The 21,508-nt window shown below is 72.8% G+C and carries 24 protein-coding genes; 9 read left to right on the top strand and 15 right to left on the bottom strand.

Annotation, left to right across the window (positions count from 1 at the left end):
• Positions 1-128: 128 nt before the first annotated feature.
• The 3 genes from AMK33_RS22995 (at position 129) to AMK33_RS22985 (ending at position 3,122) form a co-directional block, all read left to right on the top strand.
• Positions 129-1,292 carry an MFS transporter gene (locus tag AMK33_RS22995; protein WP_073934869.1) on the top strand — a complete coding sequence of 388 codons (1,164 nt, stop codon included), beginning with the start codon at positions 129-131 and terminating at the stop codon, positions 1,290-1,292.
• A gap of 180 nt (positions 1,293-1,472) precedes the next feature.
• Positions 1,473-2,351 (top strand): SDR family oxidoreductase, encoded by an 879-nt coding sequence (locus AMK33_RS22990; RefSeq protein ID WP_235618169.1) that lies wholly within the window; start codon positions 1,473-1,475, stop codon positions 2,349-2,351.
• A gap of 36 nt (positions 2,352-2,387) precedes the next feature.
• Complete coding sequence (locus AMK33_RS22985; RefSeq protein WP_073934796.1) at positions 2,388-3,122, top strand: maleylpyruvate isomerase family mycothiol-dependent enzyme; 735 nt, start codon at positions 2,388-2,390, stop codon at positions 3,120-3,122.
• Between the two features lie 12 nt (positions 3,123-3,134).
• Here AMK33_RS22985 and AMK33_RS22980 read toward each other — a convergent pair whose 3' ends face one another.
• A complete protein-coding gene (locus AMK33_RS22980) occupies positions 3,135-3,527 on the bottom strand; it encodes a MarR family winged helix-turn-helix transcriptional regulator (protein WP_073934868.1) in 393 nt (130 codons plus the stop codon).
• Between the two features lie 215 nt (positions 3,528-3,742).
• Here AMK33_RS22980 and AMK33_RS22975 point away from each other — a divergent pair, with 215 nt between their 5' ends.
• A complete protein-coding gene (locus tag AMK33_RS22975) occupies positions 3,743-4,027 on the top strand; it encodes a DUF6332 family protein (RefSeq protein WP_107425194.1) in 285 nt (94 codons plus the stop codon).
• Here AMK33_RS22975 and AMK33_RS22970 read toward each other — a convergent pair.
• From AMK33_RS22970 to AMK33_RS22960, 3 genes are all read right to left on the bottom strand, one after another.
• The gene (locus AMK33_RS22970) at positions 3,988-4,653 is read right to left on the bottom strand and encodes a response regulator (protein WP_073934794.1); all 666 of its coding nucleotides are present in this window, start codon (positions 4,651-4,653) and stop codon (positions 3,988-3,990) included. The genes AMK33_RS22975 and AMK33_RS22970 overlap by 40 nt on opposite strands.
• A complete protein-coding gene (locus tag AMK33_RS22965; protein ID WP_079194930.1) occupies positions 4,650-5,945 on the bottom strand; it encodes a sensor histidine kinase in 1,296 nt (431 codons plus the stop codon). Before AMK33_RS22965 ends, AMK33_RS22970 begins: the two co-directional genes overlap by 4 nt.
• Before the next feature lie 95 nt (positions 5,946-6,040).
• A complete protein-coding gene (locus AMK33_RS22960) occupies positions 6,041-6,784 on the bottom strand; it encodes a TetR/AcrR family transcriptional regulator (RefSeq protein ID WP_073934793.1) in 744 nt (247 codons plus the stop codon).
• 253 nt (positions 6,785-7,037) lie between these two features.
• Between AMK33_RS22960 and AMK33_RS22955 the strand changes: the two genes are divergently transcribed.
• Positions 7,038-7,493 carry a nitroreductase family deazaflavin-dependent oxidoreductase gene (locus tag AMK33_RS22955; RefSeq protein ID WP_073934792.1) on the top strand — a complete coding sequence of 152 codons (456 nt, stop codon included), beginning with the start codon at positions 7,038-7,040 and terminating at the stop codon, positions 7,491-7,493.
• Here AMK33_RS22955 and AMK33_RS22950 read toward each other — a convergent pair.
• Positions 7,483-8,715, bottom strand: coding sequence for a geranylgeranyl reductase family protein (locus AMK33_RS22950; protein ID WP_073934791.1), 1,233 nt, complete (start codon positions 8,713-8,715; stop codon positions 7,483-7,485). The genes AMK33_RS22955 and AMK33_RS22950 overlap by 11 nt on opposite strands.
• Positions 8,716-8,910: 195 nt before the next feature.
• Here AMK33_RS22950 and AMK33_RS22945 point away from each other — a divergent pair, with 195 nt between their 5' ends.
• The gene (locus AMK33_RS22945) at positions 8,911-10,272 is read left to right on the top strand and encodes a dipeptidase (RefSeq protein ID WP_073934790.1); all 1,362 of its coding nucleotides are present in this window, start codon (positions 8,911-8,913) and stop codon (positions 10,270-10,272) included.
• Positions 10,273-10,505: 233 nt separating this feature from the next.
• On the opposite strand, the gene AMK33_RS22940 is transcribed toward AMK33_RS22945, so the two are convergent.
• From AMK33_RS22940 to AMK33_RS22930, 3 genes are all read right to left on the bottom strand, one after another.
• The gene (locus tag AMK33_RS22940) at positions 10,506-11,546 is read right to left on the bottom strand and encodes an NUDIX hydrolase (RefSeq protein WP_073934789.1); all 1,041 of its coding nucleotides are present in this window, start codon (positions 11,544-11,546) and stop codon (positions 10,506-10,508) included.
• 146 nt (positions 11,547-11,692) lie between these two features.
• Positions 11,693-11,884 (bottom strand): hypothetical protein, encoded by a 192-nt coding sequence (locus AMK33_RS22935; protein ID WP_073934788.1) that lies wholly within the window; start codon positions 11,882-11,884, stop codon positions 11,693-11,695.
• 75 nt (positions 11,885-11,959) lie between these two features.
• A complete protein-coding gene (locus AMK33_RS22930) occupies positions 11,960-12,913 on the bottom strand; it encodes an ROK family protein (protein ID WP_073934787.1) in 954 nt (317 codons plus the stop codon).
• 197 nt (positions 12,914-13,110) lie between these two features.
• Here AMK33_RS22930 and AMK33_RS22925 point away from each other — a divergent pair, with 197 nt between their 5' ends.
• A complete protein-coding gene (locus AMK33_RS22925; RefSeq protein WP_201263064.1) occupies positions 13,111-14,205 on the top strand; it encodes a LacI family DNA-binding transcriptional regulator in 1,095 nt (364 codons plus the stop codon).
• Positions 14,206-14,212: 7 nt separating this feature from the next.
• Complete coding sequence (locus AMK33_RS22920; RefSeq protein ID WP_073934785.1) at positions 14,213-15,028, top strand: hypothetical protein; 816 nt, start codon at positions 14,213-14,215, stop codon at positions 15,026-15,028.
• A gap of 11 nt (positions 15,029-15,039) precedes the next feature.
• Here AMK33_RS22920 and AMK33_RS22915 read toward each other — a convergent pair whose 3' ends face one another.
• The 7 genes from AMK33_RS22915 to AMK33_RS22885 all read right to left on the bottom strand — a co-directional run bounded on the left by AMK33_RS22915 (position 15,040) and on the right by AMK33_RS22885 (position 20,423).
• Entirely contained in the window at positions 15,040-15,258 is a 219-nt protein-coding gene (locus AMK33_RS22915) for a helix-turn-helix domain-containing protein (protein WP_030865797.1), read from the bottom strand.
• Positions 15,258-15,755, bottom strand: coding sequence for a DUF2975 domain-containing protein (locus AMK33_RS22910; protein ID WP_073934784.1), 498 nt, complete (start codon positions 15,753-15,755; stop codon positions 15,258-15,260). Before AMK33_RS22910 ends, AMK33_RS22915 begins: the two co-directional genes overlap by 1 nt.
• 74 nt (positions 15,756-15,829) lie before the next feature.
• Complete coding sequence (locus AMK33_RS22905; protein ID WP_073934783.1) at positions 15,830-17,101, bottom strand: DUF6986 family protein; 1,272 nt, start codon at positions 17,099-17,101, stop codon at positions 15,830-15,832.
• Positions 17,102-17,315: 214 nt separating this feature from the next.
• Positions 17,316-18,278, bottom strand: a complete 963-nt coding sequence (locus tag AMK33_RS22900) for an electron transfer flavoprotein subunit alpha/FixB family protein (protein WP_073934782.1) — start codon at positions 18,276-18,278, stop codon at positions 17,316-17,318.
• A 60-nt stretch (positions 18,279-18,338) separates the two neighbouring features.
• Positions 18,339-19,127, bottom strand: a complete 789-nt coding sequence (locus AMK33_RS22895) for an electron transfer flavoprotein subunit beta/FixA family protein (RefSeq protein ID WP_073934781.1) — start codon at positions 19,125-19,127, stop codon at positions 18,339-18,341.
• Between the two features lie 218 nt (positions 19,128-19,345).
• On the bottom strand, positions 19,346-19,855 hold the full coding sequence (locus AMK33_RS22890; protein ID WP_073934780.1) for a flavin reductase family protein: 510 nt from the start codon (positions 19,853-19,855) through the stop codon (positions 19,346-19,348).
• 217 nt (positions 19,856-20,072) lie between these two features.
• On the bottom strand, positions 20,073-20,423 hold the full coding sequence (locus tag AMK33_RS22885) for a TlpA family protein disulfide reductase (RefSeq protein ID WP_443030925.1): 351 nt from the start codon (positions 20,421-20,423) through the stop codon (positions 20,073-20,075).
• A 256-nt stretch (positions 20,424-20,679) separates the two neighbouring features.
• On the opposite strand from AMK33_RS22885, the gene AMK33_RS22880 reads away from it, so the two are divergent.
• A complete protein-coding gene (locus tag AMK33_RS22880) occupies positions 20,680-21,408 on the top strand; it encodes a lysophospholipid acyltransferase family protein (RefSeq protein WP_073934778.1) in 729 nt (242 codons plus the stop codon).
• Positions 21,409-21,508 lie beyond the last annotated feature (100 nt).

Raw genomic sequence — 21,508 nt, 5'->3', positions numbered from 1 at the left:
TAACGCCCCCACTCCTCCGGCGGCACACCGGCCGTGTCCGCCCCTTTCCGGCCTCTCTTGCCGCAGGTCGCGACACCGCCTAGCCTGACTTTGTGCCGCTGATAAACAAAACCCGTTCGCACAGTGTGGTGCCGGGTACCGACCTCGTCCGACTCCGTCTCGCCCTGACCGCCTTCTTCGCCCTCGACGGCTTCGTCTTCGCCGGCTGGGTGGTGCGCATCCCCGCCATCAAGGAACAGACCGGCGCCTCCGCGAGCGCCCTCGGCCTGGCCCTGCTCGGCGTCTCCGCCGGGGCCGTGATCACCATGACGCTCACCGGCCGCCTGTGCCGCCGGTACGGCAGCCATCTCGTCACCGTCGTCTGCGCGGTCCTGCTCTGCCTGAGCGTCGGGCTGCCCCCGCTGACCCATTCCGCCCTCGCGCTCGGCACCGTACTGCTGCTGTTCGGCGCGGCGTACGGCGGGATCAACGTCGCCTTCAACAGTGCCGCCGTCGATCTGGTGGCCGCGCTGGGGCGGCCCATCATGCCGAGCTTCCACGCCGCGTTCAGTCTGGGCGGCATGATCGGCGCGGGGATGGGCGCCCTGGTCGCCGGTTCGCTGTCGCCCACCCGGCATCTGTGGGGGCTCGCCGCCGTGGGGCTGCTCGTGACGGCGGTCGCGGGGCGGGCGCTGATGCGGTGCGAGCCGCTGACCCCGGCGGACGCGGGACGGACCGAGCAGGGCGCCCCGCGCCGGCCGGACCGCCGTACCCGCGCGCTGGTGATCGTCTTCGGGCTCATCGCGCTGTGCACCGCGTACGGCGAAGGGGCGCTGGCCGACTGGGGCGCGCTCCACCTGGAGGAGGACCTCGGCGCCTCGCCGGGTGCCGCGGCCATCGGGTACTCCTGTTTCGCGCTGGCCATGACGGTCGGGCGGCTCTCCGGGACGACGCTGCTGGAACGGCTGGGCCGGACCCGTACCGTCCTCGCCGGCGGTACCACCGCGGCGGCCGGCATGCTGCTCGGCGCGCTCGCGCCGTCCCTGTGGGCGGCCCTGCTCGGTTACGCGGTCACCGGCCTCGGACTCGCGAACCTGTTCCCCGTGGCCGTCGAGCGGGCGGGCGCGCTCGCGGGCGCCGGCGGGGTCGCCACCGCCTCCACCCTGGGCTACGGCGGCATGCTGCTCGGTCCGCCCGCGATCGGCTTCATGGCGGACTGGTTCAGCCTCCCGGCCGCGCTGACCAGCGTGGCGGTCCTGGCGGCGGTGGCCACCGTCATCGGCTTCGCCACCCGCCACGTACGCGCGGACTGATCCCGTACGGTCCCCCGGCCGGCCGGGTGGCGACGGTCCCCCGGCCGACCGGGGGCGGGTGGCGGTGGGGCGGGCCGGATCGGAGTCGCGGTGCCGGGGTACCCGGGTGGTGGCGTCCGCCGGTCCTCCGTCGGCGGGCGCCGACCGCACGACCGCCCCTCCACGGACATGGGAGAGACCGTGACCGAGCAGCAGAATCCCGTCGAGCAGCACCCGACCCCCGACTTCCCGTCCCAGGACCAGCCGCATCCCGGCTGGACCGGCCCCATGGATCCGCCGCCGGACCACGGGGAGGACTCCTACCGGGGCAGCGGCCGGCTGGCGGACCGCAAGGCCGTGATCACGGGCGGGGACTCGGGGATCGGCCGGGCGGTCGCCCTGGCGTTCGCCCGCGAGGGCGCCGACGTGGTCTTCACGTACCTGGACAGCGAGAAGGACGACGCCGCCGAGACCGTGCGGTGGGTGGAGGAGGCCGGCCGACGGGCCGTGCCCGTCGCGTGCGACGTGCGGGAGGAGGAGAACTGCCGGGCGCTGATCGACCGCGCGGTCTCGGAGTTCGGCCGGATCGACGTCCTGGTGAACAACGCGGCGTACCAGATGTCTCAGCCCGACGGCATCGAGGCGATCTCCACCGAGCAGTTCGACCGCGTGATGCGGACCAACCTGTACGGCATGTTCTGGCTGTGCAAGCTGGCCGTGCCGCACATGCGGGAGGGCGGCAGCATCATCAACTCGGCCTCCGTGCAGGCCTACAAGCCGAGCCCGCACCTGCTGGACTACGCGACCACGAAGGGCGCCATCGTCACGTTCACCCAGGGGCTGGCGCAGATGCTGATCGAACGGGGGGTCCGGGTCAACGCCGTGGCGCCGGGGCCGGTGTGGACGCCGCTGATCCCGGCGACCCTGCCGGACACCGCGGAGTTCGGCAAGCAGGCGCCCATCGGACGTCCGGCCCAGCCGGCCGAGATGGCCCCGGCGTACGTCTTCCTCGCCTCGCAGGAGGCGTCGTACATCACCGCGGAGATCGTGAACGCGACCGGCGGGACCCCGCTCCCGTAGGGCCCGGGCAGGCGTCCGTACGGCAGACTCCTGCCCATGGACACTGCCTGGTTCCTGGAAACACTGGAGAAAGAGGGCCAGTTGCTGGCCGACGCCGCGGAGCGGGCGGGCACGGACGCCGCCGTGCCGACCTGCCCGGGGTGGCGTACGCGGGACCTGGTGCGGCACACCGGTGCGGTGCACCGGTGGGCCGCGGCCTTCGTCGCGGACGGGCACACCGCGCCGCGCCCGATGGGTGAGCACCCCGTACTGGACGGCCCCGCGCTCGTGGCCTGGTACCGCGACGGCCACCGCCGCCTGGTGGACACCCTGACGGGCGCGGCGCCCGACGTGGAGTGCTTCACCTTCCTGCCCGGACCGCCCTCCGCCCTCGCGTTCTGGGCCCGCCGGCAGGCGCACGAGACGACCGTCCACCGGTTCGACGCCGAGTCGGCGCGCGGCGGCACCCCGTCGCCGGTCGCCACGGATTTCGCCGTGGACGGCGTCGACGAGCTGCTGCGCGGGTTCCACGCGCGGCCCAGGAGCCGGGTGCGCACCCAGGCGCCCCGCGTCCTGCGGGTGCGCGCGACCGACGCGGACGCGGTGTGGACCGTACGGCTGTCCCAGGAGCCGCCGGTGACCGCCCGGGGCGCGGACGGGGACGCGGAGTGCGAACTCGCCGGACCCGCCGAGCAGTTGTACCTCGCGCTGTGGAACCGGGTGCCGGTACCGGCGGTGTCGGGTGATCCGGAGCTCGCCGCGCTCTGGCGGGAGACGTCCGCCGTGGTCTGAGGACCCCGCCGCTCAGCCGTCCGAGAGCATCCGGGCCAGCACCGCGCGCTGCACGGGCAGTACCTCGCCGTGCAGCGCGCGCCCCTTCGCCGTGAGCGACACCCGCACTCCCCGCCGGTCCTCCGGGCACGTCCCGCGCTCGGCGAGGCCCTCCTTCTCCAGCCGGGCGACCAGCCGGGAGAGGGCGCTCTGGCTCAGATGGACGTGCTCGGAGATCTCCTGGACGCGGTAGGAGCAGCCGCCCGGCCCGGGGCCCTGCGCGAGGATGTCGAGGACCTCGAAGTCACTGGCGCACAGGCCGTGTCCGTGCAGGGCGCGGTCGATCTCGCACTGGGTGCGCGCATGCAGCGCGAGCACGTCCCGCCACCGTTCCACGAGCGCCTGTTCGGCCTGCTTCGCCGCCATGGGCGCACCGTAGCAGGCATGCGCGTACGAGTCTCCCGAGCACACCTTCTCCACTCGCCGCCTCCGTCCCCGACGGACACCGGGCCCCGGCTGCGGAGCAGCTTGCCGGGGCTCTGTGGCTCGAGGGCGGCCGGTCCGTGGGCGTGGCCGGGTTCCTTGCCCGCCGTGGCGCACGTCTGTTTGACTCCTTGGGTGACCGGATGCAGGGGGCGGGCGTGACGGGGTACGGGGGGCGGCGGAGTCCGGCCGAGCGGGACGCGATCACCGTGGAGATCGGGTACGCGCTGTGCAGCGCGGCGTTCGCGGCGGCGGTCGTCCTCGGGGCCGTGGCGGGACCGGCGCTGCTCTTCGAGCTGCCGGGCCCCTTCGAGACGGTGCTGCGCCGCACCGGAGCACTGCTCGCGACGGTGCTGTTCGCCGTCCGCACGGTGGCCGTGCTGGTCCGGTTCCGGCGGGCGGATCAGCCCAGCCAGCCGGGCCGTACCAACCCCGACTCATAGGCCAGCACGACCAGTTGGGCCCGGTCACGGGCGCCCAGTTTCACCATGGTGCGGCTGACGTGGGTCTTGGCGGTGAGCGGGCTGACGACCAGACGGCGGGCGATCTCCTCGTTGGACAGGCCGATGCCGACCAGCGCCATGACCTCCCGCTCCCGCTCGGTGAGCCCGGACAGGGCGTCGGCGGCGGCCGGTTCCTTGGAACGGGCCGCGAACTCCGCGATCAGCCGGCGCGTCACCCCGGGCGACAGCAGCGCGTCACCGTCGACCACCGCCCGCACCGCGCGCAGCAGTTCCTCCGGCTCGGTGTCCTTGACCAGGAAGCCCGAGGCTCCCGAGCGGATCGCCTCGAAGACGTACTCGTCCAGCTCGAAGGTGGTGAGCATGACCACCTTCACGTCCCCCAGCCCCGCGTCCCCGGTGACCCGGCGGGTCGCGGCGAGACCGTCGAGCGCGGGCATCCGGATGTCCATGAGCACGACGTCGGGCCGCAGTTCGCGGATCAGCCGCACCGCCTCCTCGCCGTCGGACGCCTCCCCGGCCACCTCGATGTCCGGCTGCGCGTCCAGCAGCGCGCGGAATCCCGCCCGGACCAGTGACTGGTCGTCGGCGAGCAGTACACGGATCACCGGTCCTCCTCGGCCTCGATCGGCAGTACGGCGAGCACCCGGAAGCCGCCGTCCGGGCGCGGGCCCGCCTCGATGGTGCCATCCAGCGCGGCGGCCCGCTCCCGCATCCCGGCGAGCCCGTTCCCGCTGCCGCCCGCGTCGGCGCCGGTGGCGGGCCCGTCGTCGTCGACGCGCAGCCGCAGCCGCCCCCCGCCCCGTTCGATCCGCACCCGCGCCTCGCGCGAGCCCGAGTGCCGTACGACGTTGGTGAGGGCCTCCTGGACGATGCGGAAGGCGGCCAGGTCCGCGCCGGGCGGCAGGTGCGGCGGCTCCCCCTCGACCGTCACGGTGAGGCCCGCGCTCGCGGCCTGTTCCACCAGCTCGGGCAACCGGTCCAGGCCGGGCGCCGGGGCGCGCGGCGCGGCGCCCGGCGCGCGCAGCGTGTCGAGCACCTGACGCACCTCCCCGAGCGCCTCCTTGCTCTTGGCCTTGATGGTGGTGAGCGCGCTGCGCGCCTGCTCCGGGTCGCTGTCCAGCAGGGCGAGTCCGACGCCCGCCTGCACATTGATGACGGAGATGCTGTGCGCGAGGACGTCGTGCAGTTCGCGGGCGATCCGCAGCCGCTCCTCGTCCGCGCGCCGCCGTGCCGCCCGGGCCCGCTCGGCCCGCTCCCGCGCCCACTGCTCGCGGCGGGTCCGGACCAGTTCCGACACCGCCGCGAGCGCCACCACCCAGGTGGCGATCACGATCTCCTGGTTCCAGGAGGGCGCCCGGTCACCGGAGGGCGGCAGCCATCCGTACAGCACATGGGCGATCAGCACATGTCCCGCCCAGAACGTCCCCATCGCCGCCCACGCGGCATGCCGGTGCCCCGAGACGATGGCGCTGAAGCAGGCGACGGCGACGGTGAGGAACACCGGTCCGTACGGATATCCGGCCCCGGCATAGAGCAGAACGGCGGCCACGGTGCCGAACACGACGGGTACCGGGTGACGCCTGCGCCACAGCAGGACCGCGCCCGCCAGGAACAGCAGGACCCGCCCGAGGGGGTCCAGGGCGACCCGCTCGCCCTCCTGGGCGTGCTCGGCGAAGCCGGAGCCGACCAGCACGAACACCGTGAGCAGCACGGTGGAACGCCAGGGCCACCGGGGGCGCCGGTTCTCGCCGCCGTCGGCGGCTGCGGCTCCATGGGCTCCGGAGGCCCCGTCGTCCTCGTGGGCCCGGCGGATCCCGCCGGGCGGGCCGTGCCGGAGCGGCCGCCCCGGGCGCCACCACCCCGGCGGCCCGCCGCCGGGTCCGCGCTGCTCGTCCATGTCCGTCACGCTAGACGCCGGGCGCCCGGTGCGACGTCAGCCCGGCGTGGTGGTCACACGTACTCCCGGCGGAGTACGCCCGTCCGCCCTGCCTCCTACGACGACTCGGCGGCGGGCCCGCCCGGCGTGGCCACGGGACCCTGCTGCGGGTACACCAGACCCACGGTGTGCGCGAGCTGTCCCACCGCGTGGCGGAAGAACGTGTCGCGGTCCTCCACCACCCGGTTGAACTGCCCGAACAGCTCGAACCCGATCAGCCCGAACAGCTGGGCCCAGGCGGCCACCATCGTCGCCACCACCTCGGGCGGCAGGTCGGGGGCGAGGTCGGCGGCCATGCGCACGGCCTCGGGCCTCAGCTCGGCCGGCAGCGGGGGCTTGGCGAGGCCGAGGCCCTGGTGCGCGTCGCGGAGGATGCCGATGGCGACGAGGGCGGAGCGGGCGGCGGCCGGAACGGTCGTCTCGGGCGCGGTGTAGCCGGGCACCGGTGTGCCGTAGATCAGCGCGTACTCGTGCGGGTGCCCGAGCGCCCAGCCGCGCACGCCCTCGCACACGGCGGTCCAGCGCCGCACCGGTCCGACGTCGGCGGCCGCGTCCCGGGCCGCTTCGGCCGCCGCGCCGAGGGAGTCGTAGGCGTCGATGATGAGCGCGGTCAGCAGGTCGTCGCGGCTGGGGAAGTAGCGGTAGAGCGCGGAGGAGGCCATGCCGAGCTCGCGGGCGACGGCCCGCAGCGAGAGCTTGACGGCACCCTCCTTCGCGAGCTGTCTGCGGGCCTCTTCCTTGATGGCCGCGGTGATTTCGATCCTGGCCCGGGCGCGGGCGCCATGTGCGGTGCTGCTCATGCGGACCAGTGTTCCACGAATCCAGAGCAGTGCACACAAACGAGATCGGTGCACCCAGACGAGATCGGCGTGCGCAAGCGAGAGCGATGTACGCAAATGAGAGCGACGCACGTAAAAAAGAGCGGCGCACAAAAACGAGAGCAGTGCTCTTGCTTTGCCGCACCGACATCATGCAGACTGAAGGCACACCGCGAGAGCAGCGCTCACAAAAGAGAGCAGCGCTCTCGCCACCACTCCGACCTGGGGGTCACCGATGTCGTCGTCCACGCCGTACTACCTCAAGGGCAGCCCCATGGCCATCCGGCTCAACAGCGTCATCGGCTGGCTGGCCCGACACGGCGTCAGCCTCGCCGGAACCGCGGAGATGTCCGTCCGCGGCCGCAAGAGCGGACGGATGCAGCGCATCCCGGTCAACCCGCACACCCACGACGGCGGGCAGTACCTGGTCTCGGCACGCGGTCACTCCCAGTGGGTGCGCAACATGCGCGCCGCCGGCGGCGGGGAACTGCGCGTGGGACGCAAGGTCCGCGCCTTCACCGCCGTGGAGCTTCCCGACGAGGAGAAGCTCCCGATCCTGCGGACCTACCTGGAGAAGTGGGGCTGGGAGGTGAACCAGTACTTCCAGGGGGTCACCGCCCGGTCCTCCGACGAGGAGATCGTCGCGGCCGCCCACGACCACCCGGTCTTCCGGATCACGGTCAGGAGCTGACCTCGTCGCCCGCGGGACGCCGGTCCAGCGCCATCAGCGCGCGGTGCGCCAGCGGGTGGGTGCGGACCAGCTCGCCGAGCGTCGTCGAGCCCTGCGTGATGTCCTTGAACGCCTTCCACGCCGGGCGGAAACCGGTGAGGACCGCGTGGAACACCCCCGGACGCCGTTCGAACGCGGCCAGCATCCGCTTGCCGACGCTCATCTCCACGCCGAGCCCCGCCTTGACGGCGAAGGCGTAGTTCAGCGCCTGCCGGCGCGTGTCCACGGCGTCGTGCGCCTCGGCGATCCGCACCGCCCACTCCCCCGCCAGCCGGCCCGAGCGCAGCGCGAAGGAGATGCCCTCGCGGGTCCACGGCTCCAGCAGCCCCGCCGCGTCCCCGCACACCAGCACCCGGCCGCGCGACAGCGGCGAGTCGTCGGCGCGACAGCGGGTCAAGTGGCCGGAGGAGATGCTCGGTTCGAAGCCGGCGAGGCCGAGCCGCCCGATGAAGTCCTCCAAGTAGCGCTTGGTCGCGGCGCCTTCACCCCGCCGAGAGATCACACCGACGGTGAGCGTGTCGCCCTTGGGGAAGACCCAGCCGTAACTGCCGGGCATCGGGCCCCAGTCGATGAGCACCCGCCCCTTCCAGTCCTCGGCGACCGTCTCCGGCACCGGGATCTCCGCCTCCAGGCCCAGGTCGACCTGGTCCAGCTTGACGCCGACGTGGGCCCCTATGCGGCCCGCGCTGCCGTCCGCGCCGACCACGGCCCGCGCCAGCACCGTCTCGCCGCCCTGCAGGACGACGGCGACCGTGCGCCGGTCCGGTACGGCAGAGCCGTGCTGCTCCACCCGCTGCACGGCGACGCCGGTGCGCAGCTCGGCGCCCGCCTTCTGCGCGTGCTCCACGAGCTGCTGGTCGAACTCGGGCCGGTTGATCAGCCCGAACAGCATCTGCCGGGAGCGGCGGGTACGGGTGAAGCGGCCGTTGTGGGAGAACGTCACCGCGTGCACCCGGTCCTTGAACGGAAGCTCGAAGCCGGGAGGGAGCGAGTCACGGGAGGGGCCGATGATGCCGCCGCCGCACGTTTTGTAGCGCGGCAGCTCCGCCTTCTCCAGCAACAGCACGCGCCGCCCCGCGACCGCCGCCGCGTAGGCGGCCGAGGCCCCCGCGGGTCCCGCGCCCACCACGACGACGTCCCACACCTGCTGTACGTCGTCCGCCGAAGAGTTCTCGCTGCTCACGATGGTCTACTGCTCCCGATCCAGCCGCCTGCCGCTGATGTCCTCCCGCATCCTACGGCGGCGATCACCTCGGACCACTGTGGGAGGATCGGCGGCGTAAGTGCCCCGTACACGGGTCCTCACGCACACCGCACGATCATCTCGTACAAAGAAGTACGCAGAAGTTCCAACGTCGCACCCACAAGGAGCGTGCCCATGTCGTCGAATCCGGTCGCCGCGACCGTCGCCTCGCTGATGCCCAGGGCGAAGGAGGAGCTCACCGAGCTGGTGGCCTTCAAGTCGGTGGCGGACTTCGGCCAGTTCCCGCGCGAGGAGAGCGAGGGCGCCGCGCGGTGGATCGCCGACGCGCTCACCGCCGAGGGCTTCCAGGACGTGGCGCTGCTCGACACCCCGGACGGCACGCAGTCGGTGTACGGCTGCCTGCCGGGCCCGGAGGGCGCCAAGACCGTGCTGCTGTACGCGCACTACGACGTGCAGCCGCCGCTGGACGAGGCCGGCTGGGCCACCCCGCCCTTCGAGCTGACCGAGCGCGACGGCCGCTGGTACGGGCGCGGGGCCGCCGACTGCAAGGGCGGCGTGATCATGCACCTGCTGGCGCTGCGGGCGCTGAAGGCGAACGGCGGCATACCGGTGCACGTCAAGGTGATCGCCGAGGGTTCGGAGGAGCAGGGCACCGGCGGCCTGGAGCGGTACGCCGAGGACCACCCCGACCTGCTGACGGCCGACACGATCGTGATCGGCGACGCGGGCAACTTCCGCGCCGGTCTGCCGACGGTCACCTCCACCCTGCGCGGCATGACGCTCGTCCGGGTGCAGGTCGACACCCTGGCGGGCAACCTGCACTCCGGCCAGTTCGGCGGGGCCGCGCCCGACGCGCTGGCCGCGCTCGTCCGCGTACTGGACTCGCTGCGCGCCGAGGACGGCAGCACGACCGTCGACGGGCTGGCCGGCGACGAGGCGTGGGACGGACTGCAGTACGACGACGAGCAGTTCCGCATGGACGCCAAGGTGCTGGACGGTGTGGAACTGATCGGTTCCGGCACGGTCGCCGACCGCATCTGGGCGCGCCCGGCGGTGACCGTGCTCGGCATCGACTGCCCGCCGGTGGTCGGCGCCACGCCGTCGGTGCAGGCGAGCGCCCGCGCGCTGATCAGCCTGCGGGTGCCGCCGGGCGTCGACGCGGCCGAGGCGACGAAGCTCCTCCGGGCGCACGTGGAGGCTCACACGCCGTGGGGTGCGCGGGTGAGCACCGAACAGATCGGCCAGGGGCAGGCGTTCCGCGCGGACACCACCAGCCCGGCCTACCAGGCCATGGCCGACGCGATGGCGGTGGCGTACCCGGGGCAGGAGATGCAGTACGCCGGCCAGGGCGGCTCGATCCCGCTGTGCAACACCCTCGCCGCCCTCTACCCGAAGGCGGAGATCCTGCTCATCGGCCTGAGCGAGCCGGAGGCGCAGATCCACGCGGTGAACGAGAGCGTGTCTCCCGACGAGCTCGAGCGGCTGTCGGTCACGGAGGCGCTGTTCCTGCGCAACTACGCGTCCGGCGCGAGCTGATCGCCGTGGTCCGTCGCTCTGCCCGCGGGCAGAGCGACGGACCACGGGCGGGACCCTGCCCTGCCCTGCCCAAGACGGACAACTCCCTGACACGGCTGAGCGTTCGGACTCTCCCGAAGGGAAGAGGCCGCGCCGTCCGCCTCGGGCACCCCGCCCGTCGACGGCACCGTACTGCCGGGTGTGTTCGGCCCCGGCCGGCGGCGGGCCGGTGAGGGGCGTCCGCCGGTCCGGGCTCAGCCGACCGGCACTCCGGCCTCCAGGTACATCGCCTTCCCGCGTTCCCGTGCCCGCAGGGCCCGCCGCAGCCGTTCGTAGCGGACCGGGGGCAGCAGATCGGCGGCCTCGGCCTCGGAGGCGAAGCGCCAGCCGCGCAGTTCCGGGCCGGGCAGCAGGAGGCGTCCGGCAGTCGCGGAGTCGAGACGGCCGCCGTCGAAGAGCAGCCGCAGGCCGCCGAATCCGGGCGGCGCGGGCGGCTCCCAGTCGACGACGAGGAGCGCCGGTACGTCGTCGAGGCGGATCCCGGTCTCCTCGGCGACCTCGCGCATGCCCGCGCGCGCGGGGGCCTCGCCGCGTTCCACGACCCCGCCCGGGAACTCCCAGCCCGGCTTGTAGGTCGGGTCGACGAGCAGCACCCGGTCCTGCTCGTCGAAGAGCAGCACACCGGCGGCGACCGTCTCGGCGGTGGGCTCGGGCGTCTGCACGATGTCGCAGGCCGGCGCCTCCCCGCTGCCGACCGCCTCGGCTATCCGCAGGGCGGTCTCGTAGGGGCTGAGGGTCCCGCTGTCGACCGGGTAGGCGTCGGCGGTGAGCCAGGCGGCGAGGGCCGCCTTGTACGGTTCGATGTGGTCGTACGACCATTGCCGGACGCGTATCTCGCCGTCGGGGAGGTCCGCCGGGACCTCACGGGCGGCTATGCGCTCGCGCAGGATCGTTTCCGCCGGGGCGAGGAGGACATGCCTCACCGGTATGCGCCGGGCGGCGAGCCCGCCGAAGATCTCGTCGCGGTACTCCTGGCGCAGCAGGGTCATGGGGACCACGAGGGTCCCGCCGAGCTCGGCGAGCATCGCGGCCGCCGTGTCGATCACGAGTCGTCGCCAGATCGGGAGGTCCTGGAAGTCGCCGACCTCGGCGAGGCGTTTGGGCGGGAGCAGCCGCTCCAGTGCTCCGCCGATGACCTCGGGGTCGAAGAGCGTGCTGTTCGGGATCAGCTCGATCAGTTCGCGCGCGGTGGTGGTCTTTCCCGCACCGAACGTGCCGTTGACCCAGACGATCACGTTTCCCCCTCTTCTGTTGGCCCCCTGTGGCTTGCCCGCTCCACCCTGCCACGGAAACCAGATCCGGGAGAGAACGCACGAGAACGGCGCCGGCGCCCCCTGGAAGACAGGGGCGCCGGCGCCGTACGGCCGCGCCGTGGGGCTCGTCAGGCCTTGTCACCCCGGTCGGTGTCCAGGTCCAGGGTGTTGCCCTCGGCGACGGTCCGGTCGAGGGTGCTGAGGGTGTCGTCGACGCCGAGCGGGGCGACACCGTCGGCGACCGCGTGCGACGGGGTGACGGCCGCGACGACGAAACCGGTGGCGAGGGAGGCGATGGCCAGCATGCTGCGCTTCTTCATACCGGTTCAACCGGCGGAGCGGCCCCGAGGTCACGCGCGGGTTCCCGGGCCCGACCGCCCGCCGTCCCGCGGCCCTCAGACCCCCGCCACCGCCGTGTCCGTCCTGCCCGCCAGTGCTGCCGCCGCCGCGCCCACCAGGCCCGCGTCCGTGCCCATCAGGGCCGGGGTCACGGCGAGGCGCTGGACGAAGGACAGGGTGGCGTACTCGGTGAGGGCCTTGCGGAGAGGGGCGAAGAGGACCTCGCCCGCCTTGCCCACGCCCCCGCCGATCACGGCGATGTCGATCTCGACGAGTGTCGCGGTGGCCGCGATCCCGGCGGCCAGCGCCCTGGCCGCCCGCTCGAAGGACGCCACGGCCACCGGATCCCCGGCCCGGGCGGCGGCGGCCACCGCGGCGGCGGAGGTGTCGCCGTCCGGGCCGGGACGCCAGCCGTTGTCCAGGGCGCGGCGGGCGATGTTGGGGCCGCTCGCGATGCGCTCCACACAGCCGCGCGAACCGCACGGGCACAGGTCGCCGTCGAGGTCCACGCTGATGTGACCGATGTGGCCGGCGTTGCCGGTGGGTCCGGGGTGCAGCCGGCCGCCGAGCACCAGGCCGCCGCCGACCCCGGTCGAGACGACCATGCACAGCGCGTTGTCGTGGCCGCGGGCGGCGCCCTGCCAGTGCTCGGCGGCCGTGATCGCCACCCCGTCGCCGATCAGCTCCACGGGCAGGCCCCCGGCCGCGTCCCGGACCCGGGCGACGAGCGGGTAGTCGCGCCAGCCGGGCACGTTGACCGGGCTCACCGTGCCGGCGGAGGCGTCCACGGGGCCGGCGCTGCCGATGCCCACCGCGCCGGCACGGTGCCACAGCGGGGACGCGGTGAGCTCACCGAGCGCCGTCTCGACCGCCCGCATCACGGTCTCACCGTTCTCCTGCGCGGGCGTCGGCCGCTGGGCGCGGACCAGGATCCGGCCCTGGCCGTCCACCAGCGCGCCGGCGATCTTGGTACCGCCGATGTCGAGCGCGGCCACGAGGTCGGTGTGCATCAGTGTCGGATCTCCCCGTTGAAACATCAGAAAATCGCCGAGAACGACCATGTGCGACCACGAGGCAACACATGGAGCACGAGCAACGGCCCGATCGTGCGGCGAAGTGCGGGCCGGAGTGCGCGTTGGACAGTGTCCCCCGAGCCTGACAACGTTGTCCAGGCTCTATGCTCGACGCCACATCCTCATACAAGCCCATGGACCTACGCATCCCCGTGGCCGACAGGACAGGACACCGCACCGTGCCGGAGACGACCCGCCGCACCGACCGCATCCCAGGGACCCGTTACGGCAACCGTCCGACGATGAAGGACGTGGCCGCGCGTGCCGGGGTCGGGCTCAAGACGGTCTCCCGCGTGGTCAACGGCGAGCCCGGTGTCACGCCGGAGACGGAGCGCCGCGTCCAGGAGGCGATCGAGGCGCTCGGCTTCCGCCGCAACGACAGTGCCCGCGTGCTGCGCAAGGGCCGCACCGCCAGCATCGGTCTGGTCCTGGAGGACCTCGCGGACCCGTTCTACGGACCGCTGAGCCGGGCGGTCGAGGAGGTGGCCCGCGCGCACGGCGCCCTGCTGATCAACGGCTCCAGCGCGGAGGACGCCGACCGCGAGCAGGAACTGGTGCTGGCCCTGTGCGCCCGGCGGGTGGACGGTCTGGTGGTGATCCCGGCCGGCGACGACCACCGCTATCTGGAGCCGGAGATCAAGGCGGGCGTCGCCACCGTCTTCGTGGACCGTCCGGCCGGGCACATCGACGCGGACGTCGTCGTGTCGGACAACTACGGCGGTGCCCACGACGGCGTGAGCCACCTGATCGCGCACGGTCACCGCAGGATCGGCTTCATCGGCGACATGCCCCGCATCCACACCGCGGCCGAGCGGTTGCGCGGCTACCGGACCGCCATGGAGGACGCGGGGATAACGGTGGCGGACTCCTGGATGTCGCTGGGCGTCACCGACCCGGAGCGGGTGCGCCGGGCGGCCGAGGAGATGCTCTCAGGACCGGACCCGGTCACCGCGATCTTCACGGGCAACAACCGGGTGACGGTCACCGTGATCCGGGTGCTGGCCGGGCACACCCGCCGGGTCGCCCTGGTCGGCTTCGACGACATCGAGCTCGCCGATCTGCTCCAGCCCGGCGTCACGGTCGTCGCCCAGGACGCGGCGGCCCTCGGCCGGACCGCGGCCGAGCGGCTGTTCCGCCAGTTGGACGGCACCCTGCTCGCCCCGGAGCGCATCGAGCTCCCCACCCGGCTGATCACCCGCGGCTCCGGCGAGCTGCCTCCGGCGGACTGAGCGGGCGGTGCCGTCGGAGGAGGACCGCACCCTGCGGGCGCTGGGCCTGGAGAAGGCACCGCGTGAACACCCGCTGCTGTATCCGGGCGCGTGGCCACGGGATTCGGGGCTGCTGAACGGGGACCGGCTGCTGCCGCTGGACCGCCTGGTGTACGAGGACCGCGTGCCCGTGCTCGCGGTCGGTTCCAACGCCTGTCCCGGTCAGCTGCGGCACAAGATGGCCGAGTCCGGGATCATCACACCGGTGCCGATGGTGCGGACGCGGGTGACGGGCGTCGACGTCGGGGTCTCGGCGCACGTCAGCCGTATGGGCTATGTGTCCAACTCGCCGGTCCGCGCCCCGGGGACGGTGCGGGAGCTGTTCGTCATCTGGCTCGACGCCCGGCAGCTCGCGGTGATCGACGCGAGCGAGGGCGCACCGCGGCCGGACGGCAACTTCCACCGCGCCTGGCTGCCCTCCCCCGACGTGCGCGTCGAACTCGCCGACGGCTCCACGCTCCCCGGCGCGTACGCGTACGTGAACCGCCACGGCGTGCTGCACGACGGCACCGGCGTCCCGCGCACCCATCCGGGCCAGCGGGCGCTGCTCACCGATCTGCTCGTGAACGTGCCCGGACTGCGGGAGCTGTTCGGCTTCTCCCCCGAGGAGTTCTGCGCGCGGGCCCGCGCCGACCTCCGGCTGTGCGCGCGGGGCACCCGGCTGTTCGCCGAGGAGAAGCTGGTGACGGTCTGCGGCCTGGAGCGGTATGTGGGGTCCGAGCAGTACGGACGTCCTGGTACGGGCGCGTCGCCGGTGCCGCTGCCGAGGCAGGGGCACGGGTGACGGGTGGCAGGTCAGGGCCGGGTGTCGTCGGGCTCCCAGCGCAGCAGGTCGCCCGGCTGGCACTCGAGCACGTCGCAGAGCGCGGCGAGGGTGGTGAAGCGCACCGCCTTGGCGCGGCCGTTCTTGAGCACCGCCAGATTGGCCGGTGTGATGCCGACGCGTTCGGCGAGTTCGCCCACGGACATCTTCCGCTTGGCCAGCATCACGTCGATGTCGACGGCGATCGGCATCAGATCACCTCGGCCAGTTCGGCCTGCATCCGCGACGCCTCGACGTCGCGCGCGACGGCCTGCGCCAGCAGCATCCGCAGGACGAGTACGACCAGGGCGATGCCCAGGATCGCCAGACCGGCCCCGCCCAGCAGTGCCACGATGCCCGGGGCCACGGCCTCGCCGGGCGCGAGGAGCGCCCCGAGCGCGAACACCAGCAGCGCCGCGGCGACGAACGCGCCGATGACGGTGTGCACGTAGCGGAAGGCGGCGTGGGAGAAGACGGTCCCGCGCCGCACCATCGTCACCAGCCGCCAGACACAGACCAGGACGACCTGGGCCGTCACGACACCGAGGACCACGACGAGGAGGAAGGGGACGCGCAGGTACGAGTACTCCGCGTCCAGCCCTTCGAGGTCGCTCGCCATCAGCGGCACCATCACCGCCTGAATCCCCAGGGAACCCGCCAGCAGCACCACCATCACGGTGCGCAGCGCGAGCACGGTCAGCCGTCCCATCACCCCTCCTTGAACCGAATCACGATGGAAAACTATCGAAATTCGATAGGCGAGGCAAGCGGGTGCGCCCCGGACTACCGCGCGAAACCCTCCAGGTCGGCGCGGGACAGCGAGGTCGGGCGCGCCACCTCGGCGGCGTCCAGGGCGCCGCAGTCCAAGCCGCGCAGCAGGTATCCGGCGAGGGCCTTGGCGGTGGCGGGCTCGTCCATGACGTCGCCGCCGGCCCGGTCGACGTACCGGGCGAGACGGGCGGCGGCCTGCGCGAAGCCCTCGCGGTAGAAGGCGAAGACGGCCGCGTAGCGGGTGGGGAGGTGGCCGGGGTGCATGTCCCAGCCCTGGTAGTAGGCGCGGGCGAGGGCGCGGCGGGTGAGGCCGTAGTGCAGCCGCCAGGCGTCGTGGACCTGCTCCGTGGGGCCGACGGGCAGCACGTTGGTGGAGCCGTCCGAGAGGCGTACGCCGGTGCCCGCGGCGGCGACCTGCATGACGGCCTTGGCATGGTCGGCGGCCGGGTGGTCGCTCGCCTGGTGCGCGGCGGAGACGCCGAGGCAGGCGCTGTAGTCGAAGGTGCCGTAGTGCAGCCCGGTGGCGCGGCCCCGGGCGGCCTGGATCATGCGGGCGACGGTGGCGGTGCCGTCGGTGGCGAGGATGGACTGGCTGGTCTCGATCTGGATCTCGAAGCCGATCCGGCCGGGCGCGAGGCCGCGCGCCTCCTCGAAGGCGTCGAGGAGGCGGGCCATGGCGGTGACCTGCTCGGGATATGTGACCTTGGGCAGGGTCAGGACCAGTCCGTCCGGCAGGCCGCCGGTCTCCATGAGGCCGGTGAGGAAGATGTCGAGGGTGCGGATGCCCCGGTCGCGGACGGCGGCCTCCATGCACTTCACGCGGATGCCCATGTACGGGGCCGCGGTGCCGTCGCCGTACGCCTCGGCGATCAGCCGGGCCGCGCGGGCCGCGGTCTCGTCCTCCTCGGCGTCGGGGCGCCTGCCGTAGCCGTCCTCGAAGTCGACGCGCAGGTCCTCGACCGGTTCGCGTTCCAGTTTGGCGCGGACACGGCCGTACACGTCCTCGGCCAGTGCGCCGTCCAGTCCGAGGACGGCGGCGAAGGAGGCGGCGTCCGGGGCGTGTTCGTCGAGCGCGGCGAGGGCCCGGTCACCCCAGGTGCGGAGGGTGTCGGCGGCGAAGGCGTCGCCGGGGACGTAGACGGTGTGGACGGGCTGACGGGTGCCGGGGTCTCCGGGGTAGCGGCGCTCCAGTTCGGCGTCGACCGGCGCGAGGGAGGCGCCGATCTCCTCGGTGACGGCGCCCGCGAGACTCGTCGCCACCCGCTCCTGCTGCCCCTGACCCATCCCACACCCTCCCGAATTTCCGCGATACGGAATCAACAATCCGTTGAATGAAGTTATCGGGCCTGCTTCCCCCGGTCAACACCATCTTGCGACCCGGTCCACCCCCGTCTCTCCATGCTCACGTCCATCCTCGGCGGTCTTCCACGACACCCTGTGACGCGCCGAGGCCCCCGCGACCGGAGTGGTCGCGGGGGCCTCGTACGGCTCGGGGTGATCAGCCCTTGCGGGTCTTGATCTCCTCGGTGAGCTGGGGCACGACGTCGAACAGGTCGCCGACGACGCCGTAGTCGACCAGGTCGAAGATCGGGGCCTCGGCGTCCTTGTTGATGGCCACGATGGTCTTCGAGGTCTGCATGCCGGCGCGGTGCTGGATCGCACCGGAGATGCCGGAGGCGATGTAGAGCTGCGGCGAGACCGACTTGCCGGTCTGGCCGACCTGGTTGGTGTGCGGGTACCAGCCGGCGTCGACGGCGGCGCGCGAGGCACCGACGGCCGCGCCGAGCGAGTCGGCGAGCGCCTCGATGATCGCGAAGTTCTCCGCGCCGTTGACACCACGGCCACCGGAGACCACGATCGCGGCCTCGGTCAGCTCCGGACGGCCCGTCGACTCGCGCGGCGTACGGCCGGTGACCTTGGTGCCGGTCGCCTGCGCGGAGAAGGTCACCGACAGGGCCTCGACCGCGCCGGCGGCCGGGGCGGCCTCCACGGCGGCCGAGTTCGGCTTGACCGTGATGACCGGGGTGCCCTTGGAGACACGGGACTTGGTGGTGTAGGAGGCGGCGAACACCGACTGGGTGGCCACCGGGCCCTCGTCGCCGGCCTCCAGGTCGACGGCGTCGGTGATGACGCCCGATCCGAGACGCAGCGCCAGGCGGGCGGCGATCTCCTTGCCCTCGGCGGAGGAGGGGACCAGGACGGCGGCCGGGGAAACGGCCTCTACGGCGGCCTGCAGCGCGTCGACCTTCGGGACCACCAGGTAGTCGGCGTACTCGGCGGCCTCGTCGGTGAGGACCTTCACCGCGCCGTGCTCGGCGAGCGCGGCGGCGGTGTCGCCGGCGCCGTTGCCCAGCGCGACGGCGACGGGCTCGCCGATGCGGCGGGCCAGGGTCAGCAGCTCCAGGGTGGGCTTGCGGACGGCACCGTCCACGTGGTCGACGTAGACGAGAACTTCAGCCATGGGACTTCTTCTCTCCTGCTTGCGAAGTATGAGGGGCGGGAAGCGAGTTGAGCCCGTGGCTCAGACGAACTTCTGGCTCGCGAGGAACTCGGCGAGCTGCTTGCCGCCCTCGCCCTCGTCCTTGACGATCGTGCCGGCGGTGCGGGCCGGACGCTCGGCCGCCGACTCGACGACCGTGTAGGCGCCCCCCAGGCCGACCTCGTCCTCGTCGATGTCGAGGTCGGACAGGTCCCAGGACTCCACCGGCTTCTTCTTGGCCGCCATGATGCCCTTGAAGGACGGGTAACGCGCCTCACCCGACTGGTCGGTGACCGACACGACGGCCGGGAGGGAGGCCTCGAGCTGCTCGGAGGCGGTGTCGCCGTCGCGGCGGCCCTTGACCGTGCCGTCCTCGACGGACACCTCGGACAGCAGGGTCACCTGCGGCACGCCCAGACGCTCCGCCAGCAGCGCCGGTACGACGCCCATGGTGCCGTCGGTGGAGGCCATGCCGGAGATGACCAGGTCGTAGCCGGCCTTCTCGACGGCCTTGGCCAGGACCAGGGAGGTGCCGATGGCGTCGGTGCCGTGCAGGTCGTCGTCCTCGACGTGGATCGCCTTGTCCGCGCCCATGGACAGCGCCTTGCGCAGGGCGTCCTTGGCGTCCTCGGGGCCCACCGTCAGAACGGTGATCTCCACGTCGTCGTCGGAGTTCTCCGAGATCTGCAGCGCCTGCTCGACCGCGTACTCGTCCAGTTCGGAGAGCAGACCGTCCACGTCGTCACGGTCGACGGTCAGGTCATCGGCGAAGTGCCGGTCGCCGGTGGCGTCGGGCACGTACTTCACGGTGACAACGATCCTCAAGCTCACGCCGGCTCTCCTACTGCATCGTCATTTCTGGCTGCCTGCCTGCAGGCAGCATAGGCGCCTGAAGCGGGCGGTCCCGGTCGGGGCGGTCCGCGCTCCGACCGAAATATTACTCGTCAGTACACCCAGTTCCTTCCCGCTAAGCAAGCGCTTTGAACTGTGACCTTCGCAACGCAGCGTAACCGGAACTCGACGGGTCCGCGACCAGGGGGAACCCCGTCTCAGTCGCGCAGGCCGTTGAAGCGTCCCTGGTGGTAGAGGAGCGGACGGCCGTGACCGGTGGGGTCGCCGAGCAGGACCTCGGCGATCACGATCCGGTGGTCGCCGGCGGGCACCCGGGTCACCACCTCGCACACCATCCAGGCCGGGACTCCGTCCAGCACCGGAACCCCCTTCGGCCCCTCCCGCCAGGCGGTGGCCGGACCGAAGCGGTCGGCGCCGCTGCGCGCGAAGGTCTCCGCCAGCTCCTGCTGGTGCTCCCCGAGGACGTGCACGCCGACGTGGTCGCCCGTCGCGATCGCCGGCCAGCTCGAGCTCCCGGTGCCGATGCCGAAGGAGAGCATCGGGGGCTCGGCGGAGACGGAGGCGAGGGAGGTGGCGGTGAAGCCGACCGGACCGCGGTGACCGCGCGCGGTGATCACGGCGACGCCCGCCGCGTGCCTGCGGAAGACGGAGCGCAACAGCTCGGGCGAGGCGGGCCGGGCGGTGCCCAGGTCGGACGTGGCCGTCATGAAACTGTCCTTCTGCGGGAGGTGACGAACGGGTTCGCGGCTGCTCACCGGCCCGGTCGGCGCACACGCGCGGCGCGGGCGGCGGCCGCCGGGCGGCCGGGTACCCGCCGGGGGCGAAGGAGTTCCGAAGGCATGGGGTCAGGCTGACGACGGGTGGCATGCACAGTCAAGTCGGTCCCGTGATGTGGGAGATGCCTCACCACGGCCCGGCCGGCCCTCACACGGCCTCCCCGAGCGCGGCGATCACATCGGCCTTGCGCGGCTGTCCGGTCGCGCGCCGCACGATCCGGCCGGCCGCGTCGAGGACCAGCACCGTCGGCGTCTTCACGACCTCCAGACGGCGTACGAGGTCCAGACGGGCCTCGGCGTCGATCTCCACGTGGGCCACGCCCGGCACCAGCGCGGCCACCTCGGCGAGCACCCTCCGGGTCGCCCGGCAGGGCGCGCAGAAGGCGCTGGAGAACTGCACCAGGGTGGCGCGCTCCCCCAGTGCGACTCCCGGTCCGGCTCCCGGCCCGGCCCACGACTCCGGCACGCCGAGCCGTCCTCCGTCGTCCCCGTCCCGCACTCGCGCACTCCTCTCGCGGATCACCCGTCGACGATGTCCAGCGCCGCCGGGAGCGCGGGCATTCCCGGCCGCACGCACAAAGTCCGAGGTGGATCAAGGAGTGGACGTGACGAGAATCTCGCCGACGACGGGCACCAGGGCTGGTCCACCGGCCGTTCTTCGGGCACCATCTGCGACAAGCCGTAAAACCTACGGCTGCGTAACTTCGACTGGGAGCCTCCTTCCCAGGCAGAGAAGGAAGGGTTCCAACCCGCCCATGGCAGACCTCGTCTACCGGCCCGTCGTCGGTTTCGCCCGCACTCTGTTCAAGGCGTGGGACCTCAAGATCGACTGCCAGGGGTCGGAGAACATACCGCGCTCGGGCGGCGCCGTGCTGGTGAGCAATCACATCAGCTACCTGGACTTCGTCTTCAACGGCCTGGCGGCACTCCCCCAGAAGCGGCTCGTCCGTTTCATGGCGAAGGAGTCGGTCTTCCGGCACCGGATCTCCGGTCCGCTGATGCGCGGCATGAAGCACATCCCGGTGGACCGCGAGCGGGGCGAGGCGGCGTACGAGCACGCGCTGCGGTCGCTGCGGTCGGGGGAGATCGTGGGCGTCTTCCCGGAGGCGACGATCTCGCAGTCGTTCACGCTGAAGAGCTTCAAGTCGGGTGCCGCGCGCCTGGCCCAGGAGGCCGGCGTGCCGCTGGTCCCCATGGCGGTGTGGGGCACGCAGCGGCTGTGGACGAAGGGGCACCCGCGCAACTTCGGGCGCAGCCACACCCCGATCACCATCCGCGTGGGCGAGGCGATCGAGGCGTCCAGGGACAAGTACGCGGGCGCGATCACCCGGCAGCTGCGTGAGCGTGTGCAGGAGCTGCTGGAGGCGGCGCAGCGGGCCTACCCTGTGCGCCCCAAGGGTCCGGACGACACCTGGTGGATGCCGGCCCACCTCGGCGGCACGGCCCCGACCCCGGAACAGGTCCGCCAGGCCGAGGCCCACTGACGCCGCCCTCCGCGGGCATTCGCGCCGCACATCCCACGCCCTCCGCGCCTTCCGCGTGCAGTCGCGCCGCATCCGCCCGCTCTCCGCGGGCAGTCGTGCC

Source organism: Streptomyces sp. CB02400, from assembly GCF_001905725.1.
Taxonomy (GTDB): Bacteria; Actinomycetota; Actinomycetes; order Streptomycetales; family Streptomycetaceae; genus Streptomyces; species Streptomyces atrovirens.
Note: the sequence above shows the minus strand (reverse complement) of the source record. Positions and strands in the feature narration are given on the sequence as shown.